The sequence below is a fragment of the Psychromarinibacter sp. S121 genome (assembly GCF_049801035.1).
In the GTDB taxonomy this organism is placed as follows: Bacteria; Pseudomonadota; Alphaproteobacteria; order Rhodobacterales; family Rhodobacteraceae; genus Psychromarinibacter.
Map to the genome: position 1 here is coordinate 385,956 of NZ_JBNAGE010000002.1, position 22,977 is coordinate 408,932.

A 22,977-nucleotide genomic window follows, 5' to 3' on the forward strand; every position below is an offset into this window, starting at 1 on the left:
TGTTCCTCCCTTATCCGAGCACGATGGTCGTCTCGCCGTCGAAGGCGGCGACCGGGACCGGCAGGTTTTCAGGCGCGGGGCCGCGGCGGATGCGGCCTGCGGCGTCGTAGTGCGAGCCGTGGCAGGGGCAGAACCACCCGCCGAAGTCGCCGGCGCCGTCGCCCAGCGGCACGCAGCCGAGGTGCGTGCAGACGCCCATCATCACAAGCCACTTCTCTTCGCCGTCCAGCGCGCGGTTGGCGTCGGATGCGTCGGCGTCAGCCGCGAGGTTGGCGTTCCGCGCGTTCGAGTCGGGCAGCGACGAGATGTCGACCGAGTTCGCGCTTTCGATTTCGTCCGCGGTGCGGTGCCGGATGAAGACCGGCTTGCCGAGCCATTTGACGGTCAACTGGGTGCCTTCCGCAACGCCGCTGATGTCGACACGGATCGAGCTGAGCGCCTGAACGTCGGCCGAGGGGTTCATCTGGTTGACGAGCGGCCAGACAGCCGCGCCGACGGTCACCGCACCGGCGCCGGCTGTCGCGTAGTACAGAAAGTCGCGACGCGTGCCTTCGTGGTCTTCTGCGTGGGACACGAGCGTTTCTCCATTCCTGGGCCGGGAGCCCGACCCGCATTACCGATCGAGGCGCGGACGGGCCGCACCTGCATGCCACGCCGTAATAGGCGGAAGCCCCAGACGCGTAAAGCGGCCATTCGCCGATGCATGGGGCGCATTGTCGCGGAACGCCACGGATTTTCCGACTTTCGCGGAAATTCTGTTCCCGACATCCCATATCGCAGAGTTTTGTAGCGATAGGGGTTTGAATTCCGCCGCGCGAAGCGTCACATGCGGAGAAACATCCGGATCGTGGCCGCACTCGGGTCCAAGGTCCGGGACACAGGAGCGAACACGTCATGAAAGCTGTCGGGAAGATCATCGGTGCGGTTGCCATCGCGGCGGGCTTCGGCGCCACGCTGGCGGCGCCGGCTGCGGCCGAAACCGAACTGAGCTTCTACACCGGCTATCAGACCGCGCCGCACAGCCGGGTCGAGGGTACCGATCCCGGCGGCGTGGGGGATTTCAGCTTCCTGTCGACGTGGGAAGGCCGCCCGTTCGAGATGCCGCCTTACTACGGCTTCCGTGCGACCTACTGGCTGGAACGCAATCCGAACCTCGGCTTCGGTCTCGATTTCTCGCACAACAAGGTCTACGCCGACGACGAGACGCTGGCGACCAACGGCTTTGACCGGCTGGAATTCACCGACGGGCTGAACACGATCACCGCGAACGTCTGGTACCGCTGGCCCGGCCAGTGGATGGACGGGCGGCTGACGCCCTATGTCGGCGCCGGCGCCGGTCTTGCGATTCCCCATGTCGATGTCGAGACCTCGGGCGGCAAGACGTTCGAGTATCAGGTGACCGGCACGGCGTTGCAGGCGGTTGCGGGCATCAAGTACAGCTTCACCGAGAACTGGGCGGTGTTCGGCGAGTACAAGGGCACCTACTCGATGAACGAGGCGGACCTTGCAAGCGGCGGCACTCTGCAGACCGACGTGGTGACCAACGCGATCAACGTCGGCGTTTCGTTCAGCTTCTAAGCCGTTTCCCGCGATTCCGGTCCTGGGGATGAAAGGGGGCGCTGCCCCCGTCGCGCCGTGCGCGACTCCCCCGAGGTATTTTCAAAGAGAAGAAGCCACGGTCGACCGGGTCCCATTCAGGGCGGGTCAGGTCTCGGGGCGGGTCGCCTGCATGGAGGCGCGGTTCGAGAAGCTTTCGTACCATCCGGCCAGCGCCTCGCGGCCCGTGCGCCATGTGCGGGCGTCGTGGCGGAAGTCGAGGTAGCCAAGCGCGCAGCCGACCGCGATCTGGCTCGCGTCCAGCGGGGCGCCGAATTGGGGCATCCAGCCGTCGTTCAGGGCATCCAGCGCGCGGGTGACCTTGAACCACTGGCCGTCGACCCATGCAGCCGACCGTTCCTGTTCGGAGCGCCAGCGCGATTCGTAGACCATGAGGATCGCAGCATCCATCAGGCCATCGGCCAGCGCTTCGAGCGTCAGCACCTCCCAGATCCGGTCCTCCGGGTAGAGCCCGGCCCCGAAACGGGTATCGAGGTACCGGCAGATCACCCGGCTGTCGAACAGCGGACCGCCATCGTCGGGGACGAGGCAGGGAATCTTGCCCAGCGGGTTCTCGGTGAAAGGTGCCTCGTCGGCGACCGGGTTTCCGGTTGTCGGGACAAGTTCCACGGCGTCCGACTGCCCGGCTTCGTGCAGCAGCACGCGGACTTTGCGGCAGAAAGGCGATGGGGTGCTGTCGTACAGTTTCATCATGGCGGCCGAGGTCTCCTGTTCCCTGCCCGAAGTCTTAGGCGGGGAAGGCCCGGCTGTCCAACACTGTGGCGAAACGTACCGCCGGGCGCGGAGATCCGGCCCGGCGGGGCCTTATTGCTGCAGCGATTCCAGGAACATGGCGAGCGAAAGGACACGCCCGCGTGTTTCGAGAACCGCGCTGACGTCACCCTGCATCGTGGTGCCGTGCTCTTCGTCGAACACACGGCCATAGACCGGCATCGGTCCGCCGTGCGCGCGAAGCCCGGTGCGGCCGTCGATGATGTGAATCACCTCGAGCATCGGGAACACGCCGTCGTTCGCCTCGGATAGCTTGGTCAGATCCGGGGCGCTTTGGGACATCAACTCGTTGAGCGGGCCGTCGCCCGTGCCGTCGATGCCATGACATGTCGCGCAGTACTGGGCGTAGATGCCCCCGCCAATTCCGGCGTCCTGTGCTTGTGCCTGTGGCCCGCCGAACATGGCGATGGCCGTGAGTGAAACAGCAAGAAGTGTCTGCCGCATGGTCTCCTCCCTAGCAGCGTACTCGCGCGTCTCGGGATCGAGTCTGGGACCGGGCGAGTCAGACCGCCTTGATATAGATCATTTTGAATGTGTGGGCGCGGGGCGACCTCAGTCGGCGGGCGGATGTCGCATCGCGTGGGCGAGCTGCTCGACCAGCTGCCCGATGCCGTCGCGCGCGACCGCTTCGGCGGCGCGCAGGCGGACGGCGTCGTCCTTGTTCTGGCCCAGCTTCCATGTGCCGTCGATGCTTTCGACATGAAGCACGAAGGGGACGATCATCCGCAACATGCGGTTCAGCGCGTCCGGCGGCATCTTGTCGGTGAGCCAGGCGGGCTTGGGCGCCAGCCGGTCCTCGAACTGCGCCGACAGTCGGTCGAGCATCGGGCGCAGGCTGTCCTGCGGCTGCCGCTGTAACCGGCCGCGCAGGTGAACGGCGATGTAGTTCCACGTGGGCACCTGGTCGTCGATGCCGTACCAGTCGGGCGAGATGTAGCTGTCCGGACCCTGCACGGCGAGCGCTGCGGGCAGATCGGTGGCGCAGGCCGCGGTGATCGGGTTCGAGCGGACAAGGTGCAGTTCGGCAGAGCCGCCGTCTTCGGACAGGACGAAGGGCACATGCGCCAGCAGCGGCGCGGGATCGCCGTTGACGGCCAGCGTGCCAAAGCCACGGTCGCGGGCGAAGGCCACGTTCCTGTCGCGGCCCGTTTTCCGGAAGGTCGGGTTCGGATGCATCAGCCCGCGATCAGGCGGGTGCCGTCGACGCCCACGATCCGCGTCGGCACGATGCTGCCCTCGACCTGCGGTTCGGCGAAGGTCACCTCTGTGAACTGTTCGGTCCGGCCCATGTGCGGGTTTTCCATCAGCACCGCATGGTCGCGGCCGATCTGGGCGGCCAGGTGCCGCGTCACAGCGAGGTCGCCGGCGGCGCGCAGGCGGGCCGCACGGTCCTTGATCGCCTTGCCGTTCACCTGCGGCATCCGCGCGGCGGGAGTGCCGGGGCGGGGCGAGTAAGGGAACACGTGCAGCCACGTCAGGTCGCAATCCTCGACCAGACGCAGCGAGTTCTGGAACATCGACTCGGTCTCGGTCGGGAAGCCTGCGATGATGTCGGCGCCGAAGGTCATGTCGGGGCGCAGGCGGCGGGCCTCTTCGCAGAAACGAATTGCGTCGTCGCGCAGGTGGCGCCGCTTCATCCGCTTCAGGATCATGTCGTCCCCGGCCTGAAGCGACAGGTGCAGGTGCGGCATCAGCCGGGGTTCCTCGGCGATGGCGCGCATCAGGTTGTCGTCGGCCTCGATCGAATCGATGGACGAGATCCGCAGGCGCGGCAGATCCGGCACCAGCTTGAGAATCCGCATCACCAGATCGCCCAGCCGCGGCGCGCCCGGGAGGTCCTGCCCCCACGAGGTCATGTCGACCCCGGTCAGCACGACCTCGTTATAGCCACGCTCGACCAGCCGCTTGATCTGGTCCACCGCCACCCCGGCAGGCACCGAGCGCGAATTGCCGCGCCCGAAGGGGATGATGCAGAAGGTGCAGCGGTGATCGCAGCCGTTCTGGATCTGGACATAGGCGCGGGACCGGGTGCCGAAGCCGTCGATCAGGTGCCCGGCGGTCTCGGTCACCGACATGATGTCGTCGACCTGCACGGGTTCCGTCTGGCCGATCAGGTCGGGCGCCATGTTGGCCCATGTTTGCGGCTGCATCTTCTCGGCGTTGCCGACGACCACGTCGACCTCGTCCATCGCGGCAAAGCTGTCGGGGTCGGTCTGCGCGGCGCAGCCGGTGACGATGACCTTGGCGTTCGGATTCTCGCGGCGCAGGCGGCGGATTTCCTGCCGGGCCTTGCGGACGGCTTCCGAGGTGACGGCGCAGGTGTTCACCACCACGGCATCCTCGACGCCATGCGCGGCGGCGAGTTCTTTCATCGCCTCGGTCTCGTAGGCGTTCAGGCGGCAGCCGAGGGTGGCGAAGACGGGGGCGCGGCGGTCCATCTACAGCGCCTCGAGAAACGCAGCCGTCAGGTGGCCGGAAAACACGTGGGCGGTCGGCCCGGTCATCCAGACCCCGTCGTCGCGCCAGTCGATGTCGATATCGCCGCCGTCCAGCGTGATGGTGACGTGGCGGCCGGTCAGCCCGCGCCGCGCCGCCGCCACCGCTGTGGCGCAGGAGGACGAGCCAGAGGCCAGCGTTACGCCCGCGCCGCGTTCCCACACCCGCATGCGCAGGTGGTCGGGGCCGATCAGATGGGCGAACTGGACGTTCGTGCGCTGAGGGAAGAACGGGTGATGTTCGATCTCGGGGCCGCGGGCCTCCAGGTCGATCTCTTCCGCGTCCTTCACGAAGAAGGTGCAATGCGGGTTGCCCATGCCGGTCGCGACCGGCGCGCCGGGCATCGGAAGATCCAGCGTGTCCATCTCGGACACCAGCGGGATCTCGGACCAGTCCAGCAGCGGCGCGCCCATGTTCACGCGGGTCAGGCCATTGCCGGCGTCCTCGGCGGTCAGCAGGCCGCGCTCGGTGCGCAGGGTCAGGTCGGCGCGGCCGGTGTCGTCCATCAGGAAGCGGGCGATGCAGCGGGTGGCGTTGCCGCAGGCCCCGGCGACGGAGCCGTCCGCGTTGAAGAAGGTCAGCCGCGCATCCGCCTCGGAATCGGTTTCGATGGTCGCCAGCTGGTCGAATCCGACGCCCATGTGCCGGTCGCCAAGGGCCCGCGCCAGCACTTCGGACACGACGGCACCGCCCGCGCGGCGGTCGATCACCACGAAGTCGTTCCCGAGGCCATGCATTTTCATGAAGGCCAGCCCGTTATGATGCCCGTTGTCGCGCATGGCGGCGCATATATCCCCGCAGCGATTACGAATCCAGAGGTCGTAACGTTACGTGTGCTTTTTGGCCTTGACCGGGGTTGGAGGGTTTCTTAGAGAGGCGCCTCGAGTGGGCCGTTAGCTCAGTTGGTAGAGCAACTGACTTTTAATCAGTGGGTCGCAGGTTCGAATCCTGCACGGCTCACCACTGAACCTCCGGACAGACAACGGACAGCCGTTCCCCTGCGAATCGCGTTCATGCGCGAGCGTCGGGTCGGGGCCGCGGTACAAAGCCGGACATTCCAACGATTCCCCTGCCTTGCGCCCCGTCGTGGGACCTGCTTGCGTGTCGCGCTATATCGACAACATGATTGTCATTAACGCGCGGCTTCGCGCGTTTTAGAAATGCAGGCGAGGGCAGGCACCGAATGCTGGATGGCGACAAGATCTTGATCGAGGGCAGGGCCCTCATCGCCTGTCCTCAGTGCGACATGCTGCATTTCGAGCCGGACATCCCGGAAGACCACACGGCGACCTGCATCCGCTGCGGTCAGGTGCTGGCGGCGCCTCGGACCAATGCGTATCTCCGGGTGCTGTCGCTGGCGACGACGGCGGTGATCCTGATGGTCGGCGCGGTGTTCTTTCCGTTCATCGAGCTGGAAGCCGCAGGGCTGCACAACACCACCTCGGTGATCGACGCGATCCTTGCCTTCTCGACCGGGCTGATGTTGCCCTTGTCCTTCGCGGTGGCGATGCTGATCGTGCTGATCCCGGTGACCCGGTTCGCCGCCATCATCTACACCATCTGGCCGCTCGTGCGGAACCGGAAGCCCTTTGCCGGTGCGTCCGAGGCGTTCCGGCTTGCGGAATTCCTGCGCCCGTGGTCGATGGCCGAGATCTTCATCGTCGGCGTCTCGGTGGCGCTGGTGAAAGTCGCGGGGCTGGCGACGGTCAGCTTCGGCCCGGCATTCTGGGCATTCGCGGGACTGGTGGTCGTCACCGTCCTTCAGGACAACTCCATGTGCCGGTACACGATATGGAAATCTCTGGAACAGAACCGCGCCTGAGCACGGCCCGCGCGCAGGGGCTTATCGCCTGCCAGCGCTGTGGGCTGGTGCATCTTGCGGGTACGGATTACTGCAGCCGCTGTGGCGGCCCGGTGCGCAGCCGGGACCCGCATTCGCTGCAGCGGGTCTGGGCGTGGCTGTTCGCTGGCATCGTCGTCTACATCCCGGCGAACATCTATCCGATGCTGCGCACCGCGACGCTGCTGGACAAGGAGGAAAGCACCATCGTCGGCGGCGCGATCGAGCTGTTCCATCACGGGTCCTACATGGTGGCGACCGTCGTGTTCGTCGCCAGCATCCTGATCCCGATCGGCAAGTTCATCGCCATCGCCTATCTTGCGCTGGGCGTGCGGAAAGCGGTGGTCATGAACGCCCATCAGCGTCACAAGCTGTTCGAGGTGGTCGAATTCATCGGCCGCTGGTCGATGATCGACGTCTTCGTGGTGGCTATCCTGTCCGCACTTGTCCAGCTTGGATCCGTAGCTATCATCAATCCGGGCATCGCGGCCGTCAGTTTCGCGCTGTCGGTTGCGTTTACGATGTTGTCTGCACAAAGCCTTGATCCGCGATTGATCTGGGACGCGGACGAGGAGTTCAAATGAGCGATCCGAAAACGGATCCGACACCCGGTGCGACTCCGGCAGAGCCCAATGTCCGGCGCCGGTCGCGCGGGCTGCTTTCGCGGCTTTCTTTCGTCTGGCTGGTGCCCCTGCTGGCGCTGGCGATCTCGCTTGCCGTGGCGTGGCAAAGCTATTCCGAGCGCGGCATCCTGATTGAGATCGGGTTTGAAAACGCCTCTGGCATCGGGGCCGACCGGACCGAATTGCGCTATCGCGACGTCGTCGTTGGTGCGGTGGAAGAGGTTTCCTTCTCTGAAGACCTCGGAGAGGTCATCGTGGCGGTACGGGTGGACCGGCGGCTGGCCCCCTATCTGGATGACGATGCAGAGTTCTGGGTTGTCCAGCCCGAGGTCTCGGTGCGCGGGATCAGTGGGCTCGATACCGTTCTGTCGGGGGTCTACATCGAAGGCAGCTGGGACAGCGAGGCGGGCGAGGCCCAGACCCGTTTCACCGGGCTGGAAGAAGCGCCGCTGGTCGACCCGACCCGTCCCGGCACGCCGATCGAACTGCGGGCGCGAGACGGCAATTCCATCGCGAACGGTGCGCCGGTGCTTTACAAGGGCATCCCCGTGGGCGAGGTCGAACGCCCCGAACTGGCGCCGAACGGCGAGGGCGTGGTGATCCGCGCCTTCATCGACGCGCCCTACGACCGGCTGCTGTCGTCCAACACGCGGTTCTGGGACATCTCCGGGGTGTCTGTCTCGCTGGGGCCGGGCGGCGTGTCGCTGGACTTCTCGTCGCTTGCGTCCCTTGTCGAGGGCGGTGTCAGCTTCGACACGCTGGTGTCGGGCGGCGACCCGATCGAGCCGGGCCAGGTGTACCAGCTGTTCCCGAACGAAGAGGCCGCGCAGTCCAGCCTGCTGACCGACGGCACCGCAGAGACGCTGGAACTGCTTGCCGTGTTCGACGGTGTGGTCAGCGGCCTGTCCGAAGGGACCGCGGTGCGGTTCCAGGGCGTGCCTGTGGGCGAGGTGACCGGGGTTGCGATGGTCGCCGAGGATTTCGAAGACCGCAAAGTGGTTCGCCTGAACGCGACGCTTGCGGTGTCACCTGCGCGGCTTGGGCTTGGGGACGAGGCGACGACCGAAGAAGCGCTGGCGCTGCTGGACGACTACGTCGTGCAGGGGCTGCGCGCCCGGCTTGCATCGGCCAGCATCCTGTCGAACCAGCTTGTCGTCGAACTGATCGAGATACCTGACGCCGATCCGGCGTGGATCGTGAACCGGCAGGGCCGGCCTCCGGAACTGCCGACCGCGGATTCGGATTTCGCCGACCTGAACGCCACCGCGCAGGGCGTGTTCGAGCGGATCAACGACCTGCCGATCGAAGAGGTCCTCGCCTCGGCGCAGACGATGCTGGATTCGGTGACCGACCTCGTGAGTTCGGACGATACCCGCGCCGTTCTGCCGGGCGTGACGCAGACGCTGGACGACATGCGCTCTGTCGTGCCCGAAGTGAACGAAACGCTTGAGACCGTGCGCGGGGCGGTGCCGGACCTCGAGTCGACGCTGGAGGAAGCACGTGCCATGCTGGACGAGGCGCGGCAGGTGGTGGCGGACATTCGCGAGGCCGGCATTTCCGAGTCGATCGACGGCGCGCTTGATTCCGCGGTCGCCGCGGCCGAGTCGGTGCAGGACGCCGCCGCCGGGCTGCCGCCGCTGGTGGCGCGTCTCGATTCGCTGGTGTTGCGCGCGGAAGCCACGCTAAGCACGTTCGGCGACGGCTCGCGGCTGGTGACCAGTACACTCTCGACGCTGCGAAGCATCAGCGAAGCGGCGGACTCGCTGCGCAACCTTGCGCGCACGCTGCAACGGAACCCGAACTCGATCATTCTGGGACGGTGACATGAAGACCCGAGCTATTGCGACCCTGATCACGGCCCTGACCCTTGCCGCCTGCGGCGAAGGCGGCCCGCGCTATCTTGTGGACTCGCCGCCGTCGAACCTTCGGGTGCGCGCCGCGGTGTCGACCCTGCTGGTGCGGACCGTGTCGCTGCCGACCTACGCGGCGGACGAAGAGATCGCGTTTCAGGACAAGAACGGCGTGGTGAAGACGTCGAACTCGGGCCTGTGGGCGGACGACCCCGAACGGGCGACGACGCTGACGGTGACGCGGCATCTGAACGCGATGACCTCGGCCAAGGTCGCGCCAGAGCCGTGGCCGCTTCCCGCGCCGCCGGATGGTGTCGTGGACGTGCGGATCGAGAACTTCATCGCCACCAATCAGGGCACGTTCCGGATCTCGGGTCAGTATTTCATCGGCTCGGAAGAACCGCCGCTGGAGGACAACTTCGACAACCCTGACTACCAGCCCAAATCGCTGCCCGCTCCGCTGCCGGACCGGGTGGGTGTCTTCGATATCGCCGTGGCGCTGGACGGGACCGGCCCTGCCGCCATCGCCAACGCGCAGGCTGCGGCGCTGACGCGATTGTCGGAACAGATCGCACGGGATCTTGTGCGGTGACGAATGAACGGGCGCGCGGCTTGGGCCGGGCGCCCGTTGACTTTAAGGGAAGCTGAAATAGATGAGAATGGTTCGCAATTCGTTTGACACTTGAGAATGATTTGCATTAACACGATGCTTGAAGCTGTCGCAGACTGGAGAACTAAATGCGCGCCCTGACGACCAACCTTCTTGCTGCGGTTGCCGCGCTTGCGCTGGCGGCGCCCGCCGCTTACGCCCGCGATGGCGAACCGATGAAGGTCGTGACCACTTTCACCGTGCTGGCCGACATGGCTCAGAACGTGGCCGGAGACGCCGCCGAGGTGGTTTCCGTCACAAAGCCGGGGGCAGAGATCCACGGCTACGAACCGACGCCCCGCGATATTGTCCGTGCCCACGATGCCGACCTGATCCTGTGGAATGGCCTGAACCTGGAACTGTGGTTCGAACAGTTCCTCGCCAACCTCGGAGACGTCCCCTCGGTCACGCTGACCGAAGGCATCGACGCGATCCCGATCGCATCGGGCGCCTACGAAGGGCAGTCGAACCCGCACGCATGGATGGGGCTCGACAACGCGATGGTCTACATCGACAACATCGTCGCCGCTTTCTCGGAGCAGGATCCCGACAATGCCGAGATCTACGCGGCGAATGGCGAGGCCTACAAATCCCAGATCCGCGAGACCATCGAGCCTTTGCGTGACCGCATCGCCGAGATCCCCGAGGGCCAGCGCTGGCTTGTGACCTGCGAAGGCGCATTCTCGTACCTCGCCCGCGACTTCGGCATGAAAGAGCTGTATCTCTGGCCGATGAACGCCGACCAGACCGGCACGCCGCAACAGGTGCGTGCCGTGATCGACGGGGTGCGGGAACACGACGTGCCCGTGGTCTTCTGCGAAAGCACCGTCAACACCGCCCCGGCCGAGCAGGTCGCGCGCGAAACCGGCGCTGCCTACGGCGGGGTTCTGTATGTCGACTCGCTGTCCGAGGCTGACGGCCCGGTGCCGACCTACCTCGACCTGCTGCGCGTGACCTCGGAAACCGTTGCGGAAGGGCTCGTGTCGACCACGAACTGATTGCGGTGCGACGACAAGACCTGCCCTGCGGCTTTCCGGGCCGCAGGGCCATGCTATTCTAAGGAAAGATGCAGGGACACCTGCCGAAAGGACATCCGATGCTCGACACCAGCCCGGCACTCGACGCACTCACGACGGAAGACGGTCCCGGCGGCGGCATCCTGGCACGAGACGTGACCGTCACTTATCGCAACGGGCACACCGCGCTCCACAACGCCAGCTTCCAGATCCCGCGCGGCACGGTCACGGCGCTGGTGGGGGTGAACGGCGCGGGCAAATCGACCCTGTTCAAGGCGATCATGGGCTTCGTGCCGGCCGCCGCCGGCGAGATCCGATTGCTGGGCCGCACCGTGAAGCAGGCTCTGCGCGAGAACCTCGTCGCCTATGTGCCGCAAGCGGAAGAGGTCGACTGGGGCTTCCCCGTGCTGGTTGAGGACGTGGTGATGATGGGCCGCTACGGCCACATGGGGTTCCTGCGCCGCCCGCGCGCGGCGGATCACGAGGCCGTGGATGCCGCGCTGAAGCGGGTGAACATGCAGGACTACCGCCACCGCCAGATCGGCGAACTGTCCGGCGGCCAGCGCAAGCGCGTGTTTCTTGCACGGGCGCTGGCGCAAGAGGGGCAGGTGATCCTGCTGGACGAGCCCTTTACCGGCGTCGACGTGAAGACCGAAGAGCAGATCGTCGCCCTGCTGCGCGAATTGAAGGACGAGGGCCGGGTGATGCTGGTCTCGACCCACAACCTTGGTTCGGTGCCCGAATTCTGCGACCGCACCGTTCTGGTGAAGGGGACGGTCCTAGCCCACGGCCCGACCGAGACGACCTTCACCCGCGAGAACCTTGAACTGGCCTTCGGCGGTGTGCTGCGCCACTTCACGCTGGGCGGTGCCGACCTGCACGACGATCACGACGACGACCCGCGCGAACTGACGATCTTCACCGACGACGAACGGCCGCTGGTTCACTATGGCGACCGGACGCGGGTGCGCGGAGACGACTCGTGATGGAACTGCTGCTGCAGCCGTTCACCTATGGCTACATGACCAACGCCATGTGGGTTTCGGCGCTGGTCGGCGGGGTCTGCGCCTTTTTGTCGGCCTACCTGATGTTGAAAGGCTGGTCGCTGATCGGCGACGCGCTTTCGCATTCGGTCGTTCCGGGGGTGGCGGGGGCCTATATCCTCGGCCTGCCTTTCGCGCTGGGCGCGTTCATCGCGGGCGGGCTGGCGGCGGGGGCGATGCTGTTCCTCAGCGACCGGTCGGGGCTGAAGGTCGACGTGATCATCGGGCTGATCTTCACGTCTTTCTTCGGGCTGGGCCTGTTCCTTGTCTCGATCAATCCGATGTCGGTGTCGATCCAGACCATAACGATGGGCAACATCCTTGCCATCACGCCCGAGGACACGCTGCAACTGGCGATCATCGGCTTCGTGTCGCTGGCGATCCTGTTGGCGAAGTGGAAGGACCTGATGGTCACCTTCTTCGACGAGAACCACGCCAAGTCCATCGGATTGCGCCCGGGCCTGCTGAAGGCGGTGTTCTTCGTGCTGTTGTCGGCGGCGGTGGTGGCCGCGATGCAGACGGTCGGGGCCTTTCTTGTCATTGCGATGGTGGTGACACCAGGCGCGACGGCGTACCTGCTGTGCGACCGCTTCCCGCGCCTGATCCTGCTGTCGGTCGCCATCGGCACGCTGACCAGTTTCGTAGGCGCCTACATCAGCTATTTCCTCGACGGCGCCACCGGCGGCGTCATCGTGGCGCTGCAGACGGCGTTGTTCCTTGCGGCCTTCGTCTTCGCGCCGAAACACGGCCTGCTGGCGACCCGCCGGCTTGCGGCAGAGGCGCTTGAGCCGACTGCGCCCGTCGCCAAACCGGAGCCTGCGGAATGACCCTCGACACCCTGCTGCTGCCGTTCCAGTTCCCGTTCATGCAGAACGCGTTCCTGATCGCCGCCATCGTCGCGGTGCCGACGGCGCTGCTGTCTTGCTTTCTTGTCCTCAAGGGCTGGGCGCTGATGGGCGACGCGATCAGCCATGCGATCCTGCCGGGAATCGTGTTGGCGTGGATCACCGGTATTCCCCTGATCATCGGCGCTTTCGCGGCGGGCATGACCTGCGCGGTCGCCACCGGCTATCTGTCAGAGAACAGCCGTGTGAAGCAGGACACCGTCATGGGTGTCGTGTTCTCTGGCATGTTCGGCGTGGGGCTGATCCTTTACACCTCGATCCACACCAACCAGCACCTCGATCACGTTCTGTACGGCAACATGCTTGGCGTAGGGCCGCAGGATCTGTGGACCGCCGGGCTGATCTCGCTGGGCGTGACGGCGGTGCTGCTGCTGAAATGGAAGGACCTGCTGCTGCATTCCTTCGACCCGGCGCAGGCGCAGGCCAGCGGGCTTCGGGTGAACCTGCTGCACTATGGCCTGCTGACGATCCTGTCGCTGACCATCGTCGCGACGCTTACCTCGACCGGCCTGATTCTCGCAGTCGGCCTGCTGATCGCGCCGGGGGCCATCGCATTCCTGCTGGTCCGCAGTTTCGGACGGATGCTGGTCACCGCCGTCGCCGTCTGTCTGATCGCGATGCTGGGCGGTGCCTATCTTAGCTTCTTTCTCGACAGCGCCCCGGCGCCGACCGTCATCCTGCTGCTGTCGGCCATGTTCCTGCTGGCCTTCGTGCGTCGCGTCCGGATGACGCGGCTTGCTTCGGTGAAGCGGATCGAAGCCAAAAGCTGACGCGGTCCGAAAGACACACCCCGGACGGGACGTCGAGATTTCTTCTCTTGTGCCCCCGCCTATATGTTGACACCACTCTGGCCGTCGGCCCAATATGGTGTTGCTTTGGTGCTCGCGGGGTGACTCGCGGGTGAAAAGGGAAACCGGTGAAAATCCGGTACTGCCCCCGCAACTGTCAGCGGCGAGCCAAGGCCCGAAACCACTGGTGTCAGGCAACACCGGGAAGGCGGGTCAAGGCGTCCGAGCCGCGGAGTCAGGAGACCTGCCAAGGCGACAAAAAACGACGACCGCGGCGGAGGGCCCGGGTGCGTAGGCAGGCGCGAAGCGCCCGCTTTCGTGTCCCCTTCGGTTCGCACCAAACAGACCAGAAGGGACAGAGCAGATGACTATCACCGTGTATTCCAAACCCGCCTGCGTGCAGTGCACCGCCACCACCCGCGCTCTCGAGGCCCGCGGCATCGATTTCGACATCGTAGACCTGACCGAGGACGCCGATGCGATGGAGATGGTGCAGGGTCTTGGCTATCGGCAGGCGCCCGTCGTCGTCGCGGGCGAGGATCACTGGGCCGGTTTCCGTCCCGACATGATCGGCCGGCTCTCCTGAGGACATGCCCGGGCTCGTCTACTATTCCTCGCGCTCCGGGAACACGGCGCGGCTGGTCGAACGCCTTGGGCTGCCCGCAGCCCGCGTTCCGGTCAGCCCGTCCGACCCGATGCCGGTGGTCGACGCGCCCTTTGTCCTGATCTGCCCGACCTATGCCGACGGCGAGGGGCGGGGCGCGGTTCCGAAGCAGGTGATCCGCCTGCTGAACGACCCCGCGACCCGGGCCCTGCTGCGCGGCGTGATTGCGGGCGGCAACCGCAACTTCGGCGCCACCTTCGCCCGCGCGGGTGACGTGATCGCCGCGAAATGCGGCGTCCCGGTGCTTTACCGCTTCGAGCTTGCCGGGACCGACACCGATATTGCCCGCATCCGGTCCGGACTGGACCGGATGGGGGACAGCCTCCGCCCCGCCGCCTGACGGCGCGGGCGTCTCCTCCTTATCTACCGTTTTACCACCAAGGACCGTCATGACCGATTTCCGCCCTCCGTTCCGTGCCGACCACGTCGGCAGCCTGCTGCGCCCCGCACCCGTCGCCGCCGCGCGCAAGGCCGGCGTAAAGGGAGCCGAGCTGAAGCAGATCGAAGACAGCGAGATCCCCGCGCTGATCAAGATGCAGGAAGACGTGGGCCTGAAGGTCGTCACCGATGGCGAGGCGCGCCGCGCCTTCTGGCACTATGACTTCATGGACGGTCTGACCGGCCTCGACATCATCGAGACCGGCGGCGACGCGCTGGGCTTCAAGGGCGCCACCGTCAGCCTTGCGCCGACCATCGACAAGGCACTGGATTTCCCCTCCGACCATCCGATGCTGGACCACTTCAAGTTCGTGGCCGCCAACACCAAGGTCTGCCCGAAAATCTCGATCCCCGGCCCGTCGGCGGTGCATTTCCGCGTGACGCCGGACCACAACCATCACGCGCCCTACGCCGATCAGGACCTGTTCACCGCTGACATCGCGGCAGCCTACAAGAAGGCCGTGCAGGCATTCTATGACGCTGGCTGCCGCTATCTGCAGCTGGACGACATTTTCTTCGCCTACCTCGGCGACGAGAAGCAGCGCGAGATCCGTCGCTCGATGGGGCAGGACCCCGACTGGATGATCCAGCGCTACGCGTGGATGCTGGAAGAGGCGATCAAGGACCGTCCGGAAGACATGGTGATCGGCATGCACATGTGCCGCGGCAACTTCCAGTCGACCTTCGTGGCGACGGGCGGCTACGACGCCGCGGCCGATGCGATCTTCAACCACACCAGCGTCGATGTGTACTTCATGGAGTACGACAGCGAGCGTGCCGGCGGGCTGGAACCCCTTGGCCTGCTGCCCAAGGGCACCAAGCGCGTCATGCCCGGTTTCATCACGACGAAGACCCCGGAACTCGAGAACATCGACGACATCAAGCGGCAGCTTGAAGCCGCCTCGAAATTCGTGGACATGGACCAGCTCGGGATCGCGCCTCAGTGCGGATTCGCCTCTACCGAGGAAGGCAACAAGGTCACCGAGGACGATCAGCGCCGCAAGCTGGAGCTGGTCGTGAAAGTCGCCCAGGACGTCTGGGGCGAAGCCTGACACAACACCGGGCCCGGACCGTTCCGGGCCCGTCATCGTTCAACGAGGACCGATCATGCTGGACAACGCCGCGACCGCTTCGCTTGACTACCACGCGCTGAACGCGATGCTGAACCTCTACGACACCGAGGGCCGCATCCAGTTCGAAGCCGACCGCATGGCGGCGCGGCAGTACTTCCTGCAACATGTCAACCAGAACACCGTGTTCTTCCACTCGCTGGACGAGAAGCTGGGGTATCTGGTGGACGAGGGCTATTACGAGCCCGAGGTGCTGGACCAGTATTCCAAGAACTTCCAGCGCGCGATCTGGGACGCCGCCTATGCCCGCAAGTTCCGGTTCCCGACCTTCCTTGGCGCGTTCAAGTACTACACCTCGTACACGCTGAAGACGCGGGACGGAAAACGCTTCCTTGAACGCTACGAAGACCGCGTGGTGATGAACGCGTTGACGCTGGCTCGCGGCGACGAGAAGCTGGCGATGCGGCTGATGGAGGAAATCCTCGACGGCCGCTTCCAGCCCGCGACCCCGACCTTTCTGAACGCCGGCAAAAAGGCGCGGGGCGAGTTCGTGTCGTGCTTCCTGCTGCGGCTGGAAGACAACATGGAAAGCATCGGACGCGGCATCAACTCGGCGCTGCAGCTGTCCAAGCGCGGCGGCGGCGTGGCCCTGATGCTGACCAACATTCGCGAGCATGGCGCCCCCATCAAGGGGATCGAGAACCAGTCGTCGGGCGTCATCCCTGTGATGAAGCTGCTGGAGGATTCCTTCAGCTACGCCAACCAGCTTGGGGCCCGTCAGGGCGCTGGCGCGGTCTACCTCAACGCCCACCACCCCGACATCCTGCGCTTCCTCGACACCAAGCGCGAGAACGCGGACGAGAAGATCCGCATCAAGACCCTGTCGCTTGGCGTGGTGATCCCGGACGTGACCTTCGAACTGGCGAAGAAGAACGAGGATATGTACCTGTTCTCGCCGCACGACGTCGAAAAGGTCTACGGCAAGCCCTTCTCGGATATCTCGGTGACCGAGAAATACGCCGAGATGGTCGACAACCCGAAGATCCGCAAGAAAAAGATCAACGCGCGCGCCTTCTTCCAGACGATCGCCGAGATCCAGTTCGAAAGCGGCTATCCTTACATCATGTTCGAGGACACGGTGAACAAGGCGAACCCCATCGCGGGCCGCATCGCCATGTCGAACCTGTGTTCCGAGATCCTGCAGGTGAACGAGGCATCCGAGTTCAACGACGACCTGTCGTACTCGGCGATGGGCACGGACATCTCGTGCAACCTCGGCTCGATGAACATCGCCCGCGCGATGGATGGCGGCGATCTTGGCGCGTCCGTCGAAACAGCGATCCGCGCGCTGAACGCGGTGTCCGAGATGTCGGCCATCGACTCGGTGCCGTCGATCCGCAAGGGCAACGACGAAAGCCACGCCATCGGGCTGGGGCAGATGAACCTGCACGGCTATCTGGCGCGGGAACGAATCCACTACGGCAGCGCGGAAGGGGTGGATTTCACCAATATCTACTTCTGCACCGTGCTGTACCACGCCTTGCGCGCGTCGAACGCGCTGGCGAAGGAAAAAGGTCAAAAGTTCAAAGGCTTCGAGACCTCGACCTATGCCGATGGAAGCTTCTTCGCTGACTATGTCGAGCAGGACTGGCTGCCCGAAACCGACCGTGTGAAAGAGCTGTTCGAGACCGCCGGCGTGACTGTTCCGACCCGCGACGACTGGGCCGCCCTGCGCGACGCGGTGATGGAACACGGGATCTACAACCGTAACCTTCAGGCTGTGCCGCCGACCGGGTCGATCAGCTATATCAACTACGCCACCTCCTCGATCCACCCGATCACGGCAAAGGTCGAGATCCGGAAAGAGGGCAAGATCGGCCGGGTCTATTACCCCGCGCCCTTCATGACGAACGAGAACCTGGAGTACTATCGCGATGCCTATGAGATCGGACCGGAAGCGATCATCGACACCTACGCCGCCGCCACCCGGCACGTGGATCAGGGCCTGTCGCTGACCCTCTTCTTCCCCGCCGAGGCCACCACCCGCGATATCAACCGCGCCCAGATCTATGCGTGGAAGAAGGGGATCAAGACGATCTACTACATCCGCCTGCGGCAGGCCGCGCTGGAAGGCACCGAGGTGGAAGGCTGCGTGTCCTGCACGCTGTGATTTTGGGGGGTGTGATGTGGAAATTCGGACGGTGCGCATGAATGCGCACCCTACCATGGACCAATGCGCTGCCACCCGTGGGCCGCGAATCCATGCGCAACACCCAACCCGGATCAATGCATCGCCCACCCGTAGGGTGCGCATTCATGCGCACCCTACGCACTCCTCCGAACCCGAAGGACCGACCCGATGAAAGACATGCACCACACCCGACCCGTCCCGCGCGCGATCAACTGGAACCGCCTGCAGGACGACAAGGACCTTGAGATCTGGAACCGCCTGACGGTGAACTTCTGGCTGCCCGAGAAGGTGCCGCTGTCGAACGACATCCAAAGCTGGTCGCAGCTGACCGAGGAAGAGCAGACCCTGACGATCCGCGTCTTCACCGGGCTGACCCTGCTGGACACGATCCAGAACACCGTCGGCGCGCCGTCTCTGATGCCCGACGCGGTGACCCCGCACGAGGAAGCCGTGCTGACCAACATCGCTTTCATGGAAGCGGTGCACGCGCGGTCCTATTCCTCGGTCTTCTCGACCCTTTGCCAGACCTCCGAGGTCGACGAGGCGTTCCGCTGGTCCGCCGAGAACGAGCACCTGCAGGCCAAGTCTCGCCTGATCCTTGATGAATACGACGCGACCTCGAACCCGCTGAAGAAGAAGATCGCCAGCGTGTTCCTGGAGTCGTTCCTGTTCTACTCGGGCTTCTACCTGCCGATGCACTGGTCCAGCCGGGCGCGTCTGACCAACACCGCCGACCTGATCCGCCTGATCATCCGCGACGAGGCGATCCACGGCTATTACATCGGCTACAAGTTCCAGCGCGGGATGGAGCGGCTGGCCGAAGCCGAGCGGCAAGAGCTGAAGGACTTCGCCTTCGCGCTGCTGTTCGACCTCTACGACATCGAGGCGCGCTATACCGAGTCGCTTTACGACCCGCTGGGGCTGACCGAGGACGTGAAGCACTTCCTGCACTACAACGCCAACAAGGCGCTGCAGAACCTCGGCTTTGAATCGCTGTTCCCTGACGAGGCGACCCGCGTGAACCCGGCGATCATGGCCGCGCTTTCGCCCGGCTCGGACGAGAACCACGACTTCTTCTCGGGCTCGGGGTCCAGCTATGTCATCGGCAAGACCGTGGCGACCGAGGACGACGACTGGGATTTCTGACCCCCGAAACGAACACAGCGGCCGCCTTGGCGACCGCTGCATCCGGGATGAGTCAAACAGGTGCTCACGGGACAGAGAGAGCCGGTTTGACGGGACGACTGGTTACTTGCCGGTGCACTTCAAGACGACGCCGGCGGTACGGAACAAGATGTCGAGGTCCAGCTTCAGGGACAGCTGGGCATTGTATTCGTTGTCAAAGCGGGCGCGGCCGGCAAAGCTGCATTCGTTGCGGTCAGAGACCTGCCAAGCGCCGGTGATGCCGGGGCGCAGGTCGTAATAGGCCTTGCCCGGGTAGATTTCCTGCTGCTCGACCATCATCGGACGCGGGCCGACCACCGACATGTCACCGGTCAGCACGTTCCACAGCTGCGGCAGTTCATCAAGCGAGCTGCGTCGCAGGAAGTGACCGACGCGGGTGATGCGGGGATCGTTGTCGAGCTTCTGCTTGTCGTCCCACTCGCGGCGCGCCTCGGGGTTGGACGCCAGGTAGGCGGCCAGCTGTTCGTCGGCGTCCGTCACCATCGAGCGGATCTTCACCAGCCAGAAGGTCCGGCCATGCCGGCCGACGCGGGGCTGGAAGTAGAACGGGTTATGTCCGTCAAGTGCGGTCAGCAAAGCGGCGACGGCGATGAGAATCAGCGCCATCGGTGCGACCAGCAGGACGAAGAGTATATCGAGGGCACGCTTGCCGAACGAGCGGTACAGGCCACCAGCCGGACCGCGGGTGTCGCGGGCCTGGAAATCGACCGCCGGATGCGCCTTGATGGGCGCACCCGAACGGCCCGCATCTGAAAAATGGATCGTCAAAACAGTCACCCCTCGGCGATTACCGCAAACTTCAGCAGTGATTCAAAAGCGTCCGTCCGATCCAAATGTTGCAGCAGCCGGATCCGGCGGATGTGTACCCAACACCACTTGTTAACCACGAGACGGAACATACGCCGGCTCGTTGCTGAGTAAACAGAATCGCCAAAAGAGAGGTCGGGAGGGGGGGCCCGCAACTTGCGCGATAACGGAGAGAGGGTGCTGTGCCGCTTCAGAAAAGCGCAACAATTCAAGAGCTTAAATGTCTTGATCGGCGGAATGCACGTTTAAGGAGAGTGTAGCTCAGCGCGCGGTCCTGTACAAAGGTATAGGAAATTGCACCGTGGGTAATCCGTTCGGATCAGAGACAACCTGAAGGCTTAGCCCCGATTGTTCTCAAAATGAGGTCAATTGCCTGAAGTGTGGCTTCGCCTTGCCACAATCGCGCCACGGTTGATGTCGCGTGGCCGATTCTCTTCCCGTCGGACAGGGATGTGCCAAAACCCGGTCATCCCCGGTCAAGGCTTCGTCGGTCGCGCCTGTCGGTATCTCTGGCCGCATTGGCCAGAGCCGCCGTAAAGAACCCCGTTGCGCCTCCCACGATATAGGCGACCGCAATCCAGAAGATGCCGCTCATGTCCCGTCCGTCCACTTTGTCCCTGTCGTCGTCCCACGACAGACGCAGAATGCTTGTCAGGAGCCTATTGGTCATCAAGACTCGCTGAATAACATTTATAATTACATTATTGTTGCCATTTGGCACACAATTATATTTTGGCCCCTGAATCCGGCGCCCGATCCGTTCGTTTTGTGCTGGCTTACGAGTGGCGATGCTTGGGGTGCGGAACGAAAGGCACGACGGTTCCGGAAAGGTCCGGCTCGGCCTGCGCCGGCCGCTCGTCGGCAAGGGTCCGCACGATGCCGGACAGTTCGGACGCGACAGTTTCGTTCCGGTCCATCACCGACATGCACCCGGGCTCGGACGCCGAGGCGAGCGCGGCAAGATCCAGCACAAGGTCCAGCGCTCTGCGGACCGGTGTGCGTGTCTGGTGCTCGGCCCATTCTGCGGGGCACAGCTGCATCGACAGAAGAAAGCCGCCGGTCCAAAGTTCCCAGGTCGGTTCACCCGGAACCGGCTCGCGGCTAAGCACCGCTTCGTACATCCCCGGGTTGTCCGCAAGCGCGGCGGCGACGCGGTCGTGATGGCCGACAACGGCCTGCGTCGCGGCGCGCTGAAGCTCGGCGCTTTCGAAGGAAGGCAGGAAGGCGTCGCCCCAGACCCAGGGCAGCCAGTCACGCGCGGCGATCTCGACGGGACCGACGGCCAGACCCGCGATGAACCCGTCCAGCTTGGACAGCGTCATCGCCTCGTTCTCCCACGGAACACGCCGCAACAGACCCGACAATCGGTCGAGTATCTCGCTGGAGTGAAGTTCTTTGGGCGCCATGGTCGAGGCATCCGGGAAAAATGGCTAAGTGGCTTACGCAGCGTAACCTGAGCGCGCTGCCTGACGTCAAGAACCCTTTGGCGTTTCAGAATGCAAGTTAGTTTGTAGAATTACTAATGATTATTTCGAAACCGGAAATTCTACCTAGCCCGCGACATGCGCCAGAAGCAGGCAGCTTTCACTGTTCCTGACGCCCGGAATCTCGCGGATTTCCCGCAGCACGCGGTCGAAGGCGGCAAGGCTGTCGAACCGCAGTTCGGCCACAAGGTCCCAGCTTCCGTTGGTGGCGTAGACATCCGTCACCTCTGGCACCCGCCGCAGCGCATGGATCACCGACCGCGACATGCTGCCCTGTAGCTCGATCAGGGAAATCGCCCGCATCTCGTCCCCGGCGTCGGCATCCGTCTCGATGGTGAAGCGGCGTATGCGTCCATTGGCGATCAAAGCATCCAGCCGCGCCTTGGCCGTGGTGCGCGAAATCCCGACCCGCAGCGCCAGTTCGGTCAGCGACATGCGGGCGTCGTCGCGAAGGGCGGCGATGATTTGGCGGTCAGTCCCGGTCAAAGGCACGGTCATTGATCGTTCCGTGTAAAAGGCTGTTCATTATGCGTAGAATATCTAGCGAATTGCGCAATATCGAGAGAGATTTCGACTGCGTATTGCCGCAGACTTCGTGGGGAACGGAGGGTGCGACATGCCGAAAACGATACTTCTGGGCGCTCCGGTGCAAACGGGCGCTGCGCAACCGGGGTGCCTGATGGGCCCCGCAAGCCTGCGCACGGCCGGGCTTGGTGATGTGCTTGCCGGCCTCGGATGGGAGGTCGAGGACCGCGGCGACGCTGCAATCAAGCCGACCGGCCCGATTGACTGCGCAAACCCCGCGGTCCGAAATCTGGCGGAAACGGCGGCATGGATCGACGTGCTGACCACGGCTGCCTACGAGGCCGCGCGGGACAGTGACCTGCCCGTGTTCATGGGTGGCGACCATTCGCTTTCGGCCGGGACCGTCGCAGGGGTGACGCGTCACGCCGCCGAAACGGGGCAGCCGCAGTTCGTCCTGTGGCTGGATGCGCATCCGGATCTGCATACGCTGGAGACGACCGAAAGCGGTAACCTGCACGGCACACCCGTCGCCTATTTTTCCGGCCAGCCGGGCTTTGACGCCTACCCGGAACTGACCCACGCGGTGCCGCCCGAGAACCTCTGCATGATGGGAATCCGGTCCGTTGATTCGGCTGAACATCGCCTGATCGCCGCCATGGGTGTCACCGTTCACGACATGAGGGCGCTGGACGAGACCGGCGTGCTTGCCCCCCTGCGCGGCTTCCTCGATAAGGTGCGCAGCGCGAACGGTCGGCTGCACGTCAGCCTTGATGTCGACTTCCTTGACCCCGACATCGCCCCCGCCGTCGGCACCACTGTGCCGGGCGGCGCGACCTTCCGCGAGGCACATCTGATCATGGAGACGCTGGGGGATTCCGGGCTGGTGAAGTCGCTTGATCTGGTCGAACTGAACCCCTTCCTCGACGAACGCGGACGCACGGCAAAGTTGTTGTGCGACCTGACGGCCAGTCTGTTCGGCCGCCGCGTTCTGGACCGCATGACACGGAGTTTCTGA

General features: G+C 64.5%; 24 protein-coding genes, 1 tRNA gene and 1 riboswitch. Of the genes, 16 read left to right on the forward strand and 9 right to left on the reverse strand.

Annotation, left to right across the window (positions count from 1 at the left end):
- Positions 1-10 precede the first annotated feature (10 nt).
- Positions 11-574 (reverse strand): ubiquinol-cytochrome c reductase iron-sulfur subunit, encoded by a 564-nt coding sequence (petA, locus tag ACP156_RS10195; RefSeq protein ID WP_425051214.1) that lies wholly within the window; start codon positions 572-574, stop codon positions 11-13.
- 320 nt (positions 575-894) lie between these two features.
- Here petA and ACP156_RS10200 point away from each other — a divergent pair, with 320 nt between their 5' ends.
- Positions 895-1,578 (forward strand): outer membrane protein, encoded by a 684-nt coding sequence (locus ACP156_RS10200; RefSeq protein WP_425051215.1) that lies wholly within the window; start codon positions 895-897, stop codon positions 1,576-1,578.
- A 126-nt stretch (positions 1,579-1,704) separates the two neighbouring features.
- Here the strand turns inward: ACP156_RS10200 and ACP156_RS10205 are convergent, their stop codons facing one another.
- The 5 genes from ACP156_RS10205 to dapF form a co-directional block, all read right to left on the reverse strand.
- Positions 1,705-2,307 (reverse strand): glutathione S-transferase, encoded by a 603-nt coding sequence (locus tag ACP156_RS10205; RefSeq protein ID WP_425051896.1) that lies wholly within the window; start codon positions 2,305-2,307, stop codon positions 1,705-1,707.
- Between the two features lie 114 nt (positions 2,308-2,421).
- Positions 2,422-2,832, reverse strand: coding sequence for a c-type cytochrome (locus ACP156_RS10210; protein WP_425051216.1), 411 nt, complete (start codon positions 2,830-2,832; stop codon positions 2,422-2,424).
- 108 nt (positions 2,833-2,940) lie between these two features.
- Positions 2,941-3,564 carry an FMN-binding negative transcriptional regulator gene (locus ACP156_RS10215; protein ID WP_425051218.1) on the reverse strand — a complete coding sequence of 208 codons (624 nt, stop codon included), beginning with the start codon at positions 3,562-3,564 and terminating at the stop codon, positions 2,941-2,943.
- The gene (gene mtaB / locus ACP156_RS10220) at positions 3,564-4,826 is read right to left on the reverse strand and encodes a tRNA (N(6)-L-threonylcarbamoyladenosine(37)-C(2))-methylthiotransferase MtaB (protein WP_425051219.1); all 1,263 of its coding nucleotides are present in this window, start codon (positions 4,824-4,826) and stop codon (positions 3,564-3,566) included. The genes ACP156_RS10215 and mtaB overlap by 1 nt, the downstream gene beginning before the upstream one ends.
- Positions 4,827-5,627, reverse strand: a complete 801-nt coding sequence (gene dapF / locus ACP156_RS10225; protein ID WP_425051220.1) for a diaminopimelate epimerase — start codon at positions 5,625-5,627, stop codon at positions 4,827-4,829. It lies immediately after the preceding gene.
- Between the two features lie 144 nt (positions 5,628-5,771).
- On the opposite strand from dapF, the gene ACP156_RS10230 reads away from it, so the two are divergent.
- From ACP156_RS10230 to nrdF, 14 genes are all read left to right on the forward strand, one after another.
- Positions 5,772-5,847 (forward strand) — tRNA-Lys (locus ACP156_RS10230).
- A gap of 220 nt (positions 5,848-6,067) precedes the next feature.
- On the forward strand, positions 6,068-6,706 hold the full coding sequence (locus ACP156_RS10235) for a paraquat-inducible protein A (protein WP_425051221.1): 639 nt from the start codon (positions 6,068-6,070) through the stop codon (positions 6,704-6,706).
- Positions 6,676-7,308: a paraquat-inducible protein A gene (locus ACP156_RS10240; RefSeq protein ID WP_425051897.1), complete on the forward strand. Its 633-nt coding sequence runs from the start codon at positions 6,676-6,678 to the stop codon at positions 7,306-7,308. The genes ACP156_RS10235 and ACP156_RS10240 overlap by 31 nt, the downstream gene beginning before the upstream one ends.
- Positions 7,305-9,170: an intermembrane transport protein PqiB gene (locus ACP156_RS10245; RefSeq protein WP_425051222.1), complete on the forward strand. Its 1,866-nt coding sequence runs from the start codon at positions 7,305-7,307 to the stop codon at positions 9,168-9,170. The genes ACP156_RS10240 and ACP156_RS10245 overlap by 4 nt, the downstream gene beginning before the upstream one ends.
- A 1-nt stretch (position 9,171) precedes the next feature.
- Entirely contained in the window at positions 9,172-9,789 is a 618-nt protein-coding gene (locus ACP156_RS10250; protein WP_425051223.1) for a PqiC family protein, read from the forward strand.
- Positions 9,790-9,935: 146 nt separating this feature from the next.
- Positions 9,936-10,844 (forward strand): metal ABC transporter substrate-binding protein, encoded by a 909-nt coding sequence (locus ACP156_RS10255; protein WP_425051224.1) that lies wholly within the window; start codon positions 9,936-9,938, stop codon positions 10,842-10,844.
- A 98-nt stretch (positions 10,845-10,942) separates the two neighbouring features.
- Positions 10,943-11,848 (forward strand): manganese/iron ABC transporter ATP-binding protein, encoded by a 906-nt coding sequence (locus ACP156_RS10260; protein ID WP_425051225.1) that lies wholly within the window; start codon positions 10,943-10,945, stop codon positions 11,846-11,848.
- On the forward strand, positions 11,848-12,732 hold the full coding sequence (locus ACP156_RS10265; RefSeq protein WP_425051226.1) for a metal ABC transporter permease: 885 nt from the start codon (positions 11,848-11,850) through the stop codon (positions 12,730-12,732). Before ACP156_RS10260 ends, ACP156_RS10265 begins: the two co-directional genes overlap by 1 nt.
- Positions 12,729-13,580, forward strand: a complete 852-nt coding sequence (locus ACP156_RS10270; RefSeq protein WP_425051227.1) for a metal ABC transporter permease — start codon at positions 12,729-12,731, stop codon at positions 13,578-13,580. The genes ACP156_RS10265 and ACP156_RS10270 overlap by 4 nt, the downstream gene beginning before the upstream one ends.
- 89 nt (positions 13,581-13,669) lie before the next feature.
- A riboswitch (cobalamin riboswitch) is annotated at positions 13,670-13,864 on the forward strand.
- Between the two features lie 98 nt (positions 13,865-13,962).
- On the forward strand, positions 13,963-14,184 hold the full coding sequence (gene nrdH, locus ACP156_RS10275; RefSeq protein ID WP_425051228.1) for a glutaredoxin-like protein NrdH: 222 nt from the start codon (positions 13,963-13,965) through the stop codon (positions 14,182-14,184).
- Positions 14,185-14,188: 4 nt separating this feature from the next.
- Positions 14,189-14,602: a class Ib ribonucleoside-diphosphate reductase assembly flavoprotein NrdI gene (nrdI, locus tag ACP156_RS10280; RefSeq protein WP_425051229.1), complete on the forward strand. Its 414-nt coding sequence runs from the start codon at positions 14,189-14,191 to the stop codon at positions 14,600-14,602.
- 49 nt (positions 14,603-14,651) lie between these two features.
- Positions 14,652-15,752, forward strand: coding sequence for a 5-methyltetrahydropteroyltriglutamate--homocysteine S-methyltransferase (locus ACP156_RS10285; RefSeq protein ID WP_425051230.1), 1,101 nt, complete (start codon positions 14,652-14,654; stop codon positions 15,750-15,752).
- A 55-nt stretch (positions 15,753-15,807) separates the two neighbouring features.
- The gene (nrdE, locus tag ACP156_RS10290; protein WP_425051231.1) at positions 15,808-17,940 is read left to right on the forward strand and encodes a class 1b ribonucleoside-diphosphate reductase subunit alpha; all 2,133 of its coding nucleotides are present in this window, start codon (positions 15,808-15,810) and stop codon (positions 17,938-17,940) included.
- A gap of 189 nt (positions 17,941-18,129) precedes the next feature.
- Positions 18,130-19,107 (forward strand): class 1b ribonucleoside-diphosphate reductase subunit beta, encoded by a 978-nt coding sequence (gene nrdF / locus ACP156_RS10295; protein WP_425051232.1) that lies wholly within the window; start codon positions 18,130-18,132, stop codon positions 19,105-19,107.
- Between the two features lie 102 nt (positions 19,108-19,209).
- Here nrdF and ACP156_RS10300 read toward each other — a convergent pair whose 3' ends face one another.
- The 3 genes from ACP156_RS10300 to ACP156_RS10310 all read right to left on the reverse strand — a co-directional run bounded on the left by ACP156_RS10300 (position 19,210) and on the right by ACP156_RS10310 (position 21,935).
- On the reverse strand, positions 19,210-19,914 hold the full coding sequence (locus ACP156_RS10300) for a sugar transferase (RefSeq protein ID WP_425051233.1): 705 nt from the start codon (positions 19,912-19,914) through the stop codon (positions 19,210-19,212).
- An 815-nt stretch (positions 19,915-20,729) separates the two neighbouring features.
- Positions 20,730-21,359, reverse strand: coding sequence for a UPF0149 family protein (locus ACP156_RS10305; RefSeq protein ID WP_425051234.1), 630 nt, complete (start codon positions 21,357-21,359; stop codon positions 20,730-20,732).
- Positions 21,360-21,503: 144 nt separating this feature from the next.
- Positions 21,504-21,935 (reverse strand): Lrp/AsnC family transcriptional regulator, encoded by a 432-nt coding sequence (locus ACP156_RS10310; protein WP_425051235.1) that lies wholly within the window; start codon positions 21,933-21,935, stop codon positions 21,504-21,506.
- Positions 21,936-22,053: 118 nt separating this feature from the next.
- On the opposite strand from ACP156_RS10310, the gene rocF reads away from it, so the two are divergent.
- Complete coding sequence (gene rocF, locus ACP156_RS10315) at positions 22,054-22,977, forward strand: arginase (protein ID WP_425051236.1); 924 nt, start codon at positions 22,054-22,056, stop codon at positions 22,975-22,977.

Excerpts from the sequence above, each read along its gene's own strand:
- ACP156_RS10245 (WP_425051222.1), top strand. The coding sequence starts at position 7,305 with ATGAGCGATCCGAAAACGGATCCGACACCCGGTGCGACTCCGGCAGAG.
- nrdH (WP_425051228.1), top strand. The coding sequence starts at position 13,963 with ATGACTATCACCGTGTATTCCAAACCCGCCTGCGTGCAGTGCACCGCC.
- ACP156_RS10250 (WP_425051223.1), top strand. The coding sequence starts at position 9,172 with ATGAAGACCCGAGCTATTGCGACCCTGATCACGGCCCTGACCCTTGCC.
- ACP156_RS10305 (WP_425051234.1), bottom strand. The coding sequence starts at position 21,359 with ATGGCGCCCAAAGAACTTCACTCCAGCGAGATACTCGACCGATTGTCG.
- rocF (WP_425051236.1), top strand. The coding sequence starts at position 22,054 with ATGCCGAAAACGATACTTCTGGGCGCTCCGGTGCAAACGGGCGCTGCG.
- ACP156_RS10265 (WP_425051226.1), top strand. The coding sequence starts at position 11,848 with ATGGAACTGCTGCTGCAGCCGTTCACCTATGGCTACATGACCAACGCC.
- ACP156_RS10235 (WP_425051221.1), top strand. The coding sequence starts at position 6,068 with ATGCTGGATGGCGACAAGATCTTGATCGAGGGCAGGGCCCTCATCGCC.
- nrdF (WP_425051232.1), top strand. The coding sequence starts at position 18,130 with ATGAAAGACATGCACCACACCCGACCCGTCCCGCGCGCGATCAACTGG.
- ACP156_RS10255 (WP_425051224.1), top strand. The coding sequence starts at position 9,936 with ATGCGCGCCCTGACGACCAACCTTCTTGCTGCGGTTGCCGCGCTTGCG.
- ACP156_RS10310 (WP_425051235.1), bottom strand. The coding sequence starts at position 21,935 with ATGACCGTGCCTTTGACCGGGACTGACCGCCAAATCATCGCCGCCCTT.
- dapF (WP_425051220.1), bottom strand. The coding sequence starts at position 5,627 with ATGAAAATGCATGGCCTCGGGAACGACTTCGTGGTGATCGACCGCCGC.
- ACP156_RS10240 (WP_425051897.1), top strand. The coding sequence starts at position 6,676 with ATGGAAATCTCTGGAACAGAACCGCGCCTGAGCACGGCCCGCGCGCAG.
- ACP156_RS10215 (WP_425051218.1), bottom strand. The coding sequence starts at position 3,564 with ATGCATCCGAACCCGACCTTCCGGAAAACGGGCCGCGACAGGAACGTG.
- ACP156_RS10260 (WP_425051225.1), top strand. The coding sequence starts at position 10,943 with ATGCTCGACACCAGCCCGGCACTCGACGCACTCACGACGGAAGACGGT.
- nrdE (WP_425051231.1), top strand. The coding sequence starts at position 15,808 with ATGCTGGACAACGCCGCGACCGCTTCGCTTGACTACCACGCGCTGAAC.
- ACP156_RS10210 (WP_425051216.1), bottom strand. The coding sequence starts at position 2,832 with ATGCGGCAGACACTTCTTGCTGTTTCACTCACGGCCATCGCCATGTTC.
- ACP156_RS10205 (WP_425051896.1), bottom strand. The coding sequence starts at position 2,307 with ATGAAACTGTACGACAGCACCCCATCGCCTTTCTGCCGCAAAGTCCGC.
- ACP156_RS10285 (WP_425051230.1), top strand. The coding sequence starts at position 14,652 with ATGACCGATTTCCGCCCTCCGTTCCGTGCCGACCACGTCGGCAGCCTG.
- ACP156_RS10200 (WP_425051215.1), top strand. The coding sequence starts at position 895 with ATGAAAGCTGTCGGGAAGATCATCGGTGCGGTTGCCATCGCGGCGGGC.
- nrdI (WP_425051229.1), top strand. The coding sequence starts at position 14,189 with ATGCCCGGGCTCGTCTACTATTCCTCGCGCTCCGGGAACACGGCGCGG.
- ACP156_RS10270 (WP_425051227.1), top strand. The coding sequence starts at position 12,729 with ATGACCCTCGACACCCTGCTGCTGCCGTTCCAGTTCCCGTTCATGCAG.
- mtaB (WP_425051219.1), bottom strand. The coding sequence starts at position 4,826 with ATGGACCGCCGCGCCCCCGTCTTCGCCACCCTCGGCTGCCGCCTGAAC.